This is a genomic window from Shigella sp. FC1544 (assembly GCF_001722145.1).
Lineage (GTDB): Bacteria > Pseudomonadota > Gammaproteobacteria > Enterobacterales > Enterobacteriaceae > Escherichia > Escherichia coli.
This window is the reverse complement of record NZ_MECT01000141.1, coordinates 1-5,034: the sequence shown is the minus strand read 5'-3', so window position 1 is coordinate 5,034 and position 5,034 is coordinate 1. Positions and strand designations below refer to the sequence as shown.

The following is a 5,034-nucleotide window of genomic DNA, read 5'->3' as shown; positions in this document are numbered from 1 at the left end:
GCAGCGAATTGAGCGGCATAACCTGAATCTGAGGCAGCACCTGGCAAGGCTGGGACGGAAGTCGCTGTCGTTCTCAAAATCGGTGGAGCTGCATGACAAAGTCATCGGGCATTATCTGAACATAAAACACTATCAATAAGTTGGAGTCATTACCCGCAGTGACGGGTTAATTATCTGAAAGAATTTGTGAGGCTGTATCGGTTACTCATTGATTTGATAGTTTTACTCTCGGGAGAGTAATAGATATTTAATCTATTAACGGAAACCAGCCAGTTCCTTTCGATGCCTGAATTTGATTCCATAGTTTATCCGGAATGGTTAATTCATGAATAAGTTGTGTTCTCTTCATGAGAAGCATAACGTAAAGGGAAAAGCTCGATTAGACGGCAGGATTTGTCAGGGGTTATGAACGAAATTCATAAATCTGTTTGAGTGTTGCGATGAGTAGTGTAAGTTCGATATCCCCGCAATTTACAGTCCGATGAAGGAAAATGAATATCCATAATAAATATATCGGTTTATCCTGGCGTATATACCTACTTCGACGTATTTCCAATAGTTGCTAATTAAAGGCAGGTCATTATTATTCAGTCTGAATAATGAATTATTCACTGTCCGCAGAGTAAGAAATATAACTTAGGTATCTATTTAATGACTTGCACAAAAAGCTAAATTTTCACCCATAAATAAAAATATAATCCCGCGCCCAACCACCTGATGAGTGGCTACAGACACTGGATATATCAGGTGGCGGTGCACTTTCTTACATAAAGGTATTTCCTTTTCTGCGGAAAAGGAAACCGGGAAATCCCCGGTTTTTCTGACAAGCAGACGCCATTATTTGTGTCTGCCTATGTTCGTTAATTCGTTCATCAGGAAATTATCTCAATGTCACGTTATAAAACAGGTCATAAACAACCACGATTTCGTTATTCAGTTCTGGCCCGCTGCGTGGCGTGGGCAAATATCTCTGTTCAGGTTCTTTTTCCACTCGCTGTCACCTTTACCCCAGTAATGGCGGCACGTGCGCAGCATGCGGTTCAGCCACGGTTGAGCATGGGAAATACTACGGTAACTGCTGATAATAACGTGGAGAAAAATGTCGCGTCGTTTGCCGCAAATGCCGGGACATTTTTAAGCAGTCAGCCAGATAGCGATGCGACACGTAATTTTATTACCGGAATGGCCACCGCTAAAGCTAACCAGGAAATACAGGAGTGGCTCGGGAAATATGGTACAGCGCGCGTCAAACTGAATGTCGATAAAGATTTCTCGCTGAAGGATTCTTCGCTGGAAATGCTTTATCCGATTTATGATACGCCGACAAATATGTTGTTCACTCAGGGGGCAATACATCGTACAGACGATCGTACTCAGTCAAATATTGGTTTTGGCTGGCGTCATTTTTCAGGAAATGACTGGATGATGGGGGTGAACACCTTTATCGACCATGATTTATCCCGTAGTCATACCCACATTGGTGTTGGTGCGGAATACTGGCGCGATTATCTGAAACTGAGCGCCAATGGTTATATTCGGGCTTCTGGCTGGAAAAAATCGCCGGATATTGAGGATTATCAGGAACGCCCGGCGAATGGCTGGGATATTCGTGCTGAGGGCTATTTACCCGCCTGACCGCAGCTTGGCGCAAGCCTGATGTATGAGCAGTATTATGGCGATGAAGTTGGGCTGTTTGGCAAAGATAAACGCCAGAAAGATCCACATGCGATTTCCGCTGAAGTGAATTACACGCCTGTGCCTCTTCTGACCCTGAGTGCCGGGCATAAGCAGGGCAAGAGTGGTGAGAATGACACTCGCTTTGGCCTGGAAGTTAATTATCGGATTGGCGAACCTCTGGAGAAACAACTCGATACAGACAGCATTCGCGAGCGTCGAATGCTGGCAGGCAGCCGCTATGACCTGGTTGAGCGTAATAACAACATCGTTCTTGAGTACCGCAAATCTGAAGTGATCCGTATTGCTCTGCCTGAGCGTATTGAAGGCAAGGGCTGTCAGACACTTTCCCTCGGGCTTGTGGTCAGCAAAGCAACTCACGGACTGAAAAATGTGCAGTGGGAAGCGCCGTCATTACTGGCTGAAGGTGGCAAAATTACCGGTCAGGGTAGTCAGTGGCAAGTAACGCTCCCGGCTTATCGTCCAGGCAAAGACAATTATTATGCGATTTCTGCGGTTGCCTACGATAACAAAGGCAATACCTCAAAACGCGTGCAGACAGAGGTGGTCATTACCGGAGCTGGTATGAGCGCCGATCGCACGGCGTTAACGCTTGATGGTCAGAGCCGTATTCAAATGCTTGCTAACGGTAATGAGCAAAAACCGCTGGTGCTGTCTCTGCGCGACGCCGAGGGCCAGCCAGTCACGGGCATGAAAGATCAGATCAAGACTGAACTAACTTTCAAACCGGCTGGAAATATTGTGACTCGTTCCCTGAAGGCCACTAAATCACAGGCAAAGCCAACACTGGGTGAGTTCACTGAAACTGAAGCTGGGGTGTATCAGTCTGTCTTCACTACCGGAACGCAATCAGGTGAGGCAACGATTACTGTTAGCGTTGATGGCATGAGCAAAACCGTCACTGCAGAATTGCGCGCCACGATGATGGATGTGTCGAAGTCTACTCTGAGCGTGAATGAACTCTCAGGAGATGTGGTTGCTGATGGTCAGCAATCCCACACGCTGACGCTTACTGCGGTGGATACTGATGGTAACCCGGTGACGGGAGAGGCCAGCCGCTTGCGATTTGTTCCGCAAGACACTAATGGTGTCACCATTGGTACAATTTCGGAGATAAAACCAGGCGTTTACAGCGCTACGGTTTCTTCGACCCGTGCCGGAAACGTTGTTGTGCGTGTGTGCGTGCTTTCAGCGAGCAGTATCAGCTGGGCACATTACAACAAACGCTGAAGTTTGTTGCCGGGCCGCTTGATGCAGCACATTCGTCCATCACCCTGAATCCTGATAAACCGGTGGTTGGGGGTACAGTTACGGCAATCTGGACGGTAAAAGATGCCTATGACAACCCTGTGACCAGCCTCACGCCGGAAGCGCCGTCATTAGCGGGTGCCGCTGCTGTAGGTTCTACGGCATCGGGCTGGACAAATAATGGTGATGGGACGTGGACTGCGCAGATTACTCTCGGCTCTACGGCGGGTGAATTAGAAGTTATGCCGAAGCTAAATGGACAGGATGCGGCAGCAAATGCGGCAAAAGTAACCGTGGTGGCTGATGCGTTATCTTCAAACCAGTCGAAAGTCTCTGTCGCAGAAGATCACGTAAAAGCCAGCGAAAGTACAACCGTGACGCTGGTGGCGAAAGATGCGCATGGCAACGCTATCAGTAGTCTTTCGTTGTCGGCAAGTTTGACGGGGACCGCCTCTAAAGGGGCGACCGTTTCCAGTTGGACCGAAAAAGGTGACGGTTCCTATGTTGCTACGTTAACTACAGGCGGAAAGACGGGCGAGCTTCGTGTCATGCCGCTATTCAACGGCCAGCCAGCAGCCACCGAAGCCGCGCAGTTGACGGTCATCGCCGGAGAGATGTCATCAGCGAACTCTACGCTTGTTGCGGACAATAAGGCTCCGACCGTCAAAACGACGACGGAACTCACCTTCACCGTGAAGGATGCGTACAGGAACCCGGTCACCGGGATGAAGCCAGATGCACCAGTGTTTAGCGGTGCCGCCAACACGGGGAGTGAGCGTCCTTCAGCAGGAAACTGGACAGAGAAAGGTAATGGGGTCTACGTGTCGACCTTAACGCTGGGATCTGCCGCGGGTCAGTTGTCTGTGATGCCGCGAGTGAACGGCCAAAATGCCGTTGCTCAGCCACTGGTGCTGAATGTTGCAGGTGACGCATCTAAGGCTGAGATTGGTGATATGACAGTGAAGGTTAATAACCAACTGGCTAATGGACAGTCTGCTAACCAGATAACCCTGACCGTCGTGGACAGCTATGGTAACCCGTTGCAGGGGCAAGAAGTTACGCTGAATTTACCGCAGGGTGTGACCAGCAAGACGGGGAATACAGTAACAACCAATGCGGCAGGTAAAGCGGATATTGAGTTGATATCAACCGTTGCAGGGGAACTTGAAATCGCGGCCGCGGTGAAAAACTCTCAGAAGACGGTCACGGTGAAATTCAACGCGGATGCCAGCACCGGTCAGGCAAACCTGCAGGTAGACACCGCCGTTCAAAAAGTAGCAAACGGCAAAGATGCCTTTACGCTGACGGCGACCGTTGAGGATAAAAATGGTAACCCTGTTCCAGGGAGCCTGGTGACCTTTAATCTGCCCCGGGGTGTCAAGCCGCTTACAGGCGATAATGTCTGGGTGAAAGCCAACGATGAGGGGAAAGCCGAGTTGCAGGTGGTTTCAGTGACTGCCGGAACGTATGAGATCACGGCATCGGCGGGGAATAGCCAGCCTTCGGATACGCAGACTATAACGTTTGTAGCCGATAAGGCTACCGCAACCGTCTCCGGTATTGAGGTGATTGGCAACTATGCGCTGGCGGACGGCAAAGCCAAACAAACGTATAAAGTTACGGTGACTGATGCCAATAACAATTTGGTGAAAGATAGCGACGTGACGCTGACTACCAGCCCGGCTTCGTTAAACCTGGAACCGAATGGCACTGCGACAACGAATGAGCAAGGGCAGGCTATTTTCACCGCTACCACTACTGTTGCGGCGACATACACACTCAAGGCGCAAGTGAGTCAGACCAACGGTCAGGTATCAACGAAAACTGCCGAATCTAAATTCGTTGCGGATGATAAAAACGCGGTACTCACCGCATCATCTGATATGCAATCTCTGGTGGCGGATGGGAAATCGACTGCGAAGCTGGAGGTGACACTGATGTCGGCAAACAACCCCGTTGGGGGGAATATGTGGGTCGACATTCAGACGCCGGGTAAGCGTCAACGGAGCACCGTATTGACGCTTATTTATTGGTGAGTGCTACGTTCCATGGCAGGAGTTCGTCAACACGGTTGGAAGGCCATTCCGGCAG

General features: G+C 49.7%; 2 protein-coding genes and 2 pseudogenes. 2 read left to right on the top strand and 2 right to left on the bottom strand.

Annotated elements, in window-relative coordinates:
• Positions 1-139: IS1 family transposase (locus BGK49_RS26125; protein ID WP_021514769.1), on the top strand; the 139-nt coding region annotated here is incomplete at its 5' end.
• Between the two features lie 108 nt (positions 140-247).
• Here the strand turns inward: BGK49_RS26125 and BGK49_RS30960 are convergent.
• Positions 248-337 (bottom strand): annotated as a pseudogene (locus BGK49_RS30960) (hypothetical protein); the annotation flags it as partial.
• Positions 338-888: 551 nt separating this feature from the next.
• Here BGK49_RS30960 and BGK49_RS29225 point away from each other — a divergent pair.
• A pseudogene (locus BGK49_RS29225) lies at positions 889-4,934 on the top strand (inverse autotransporter beta domain-containing protein); the annotation flags it as partial.
• A gap of 31 nt (positions 4,935-4,965) precedes the next feature.
• Here the strand turns inward: BGK49_RS29225 and BGK49_RS31655 are convergent.
• A partial coding sequence (locus BGK49_RS31655) for a hypothetical protein (RefSeq protein WP_369803596.1) occupies positions 4,966-5,034 on the bottom strand: 69 nt, incomplete at its 5' end.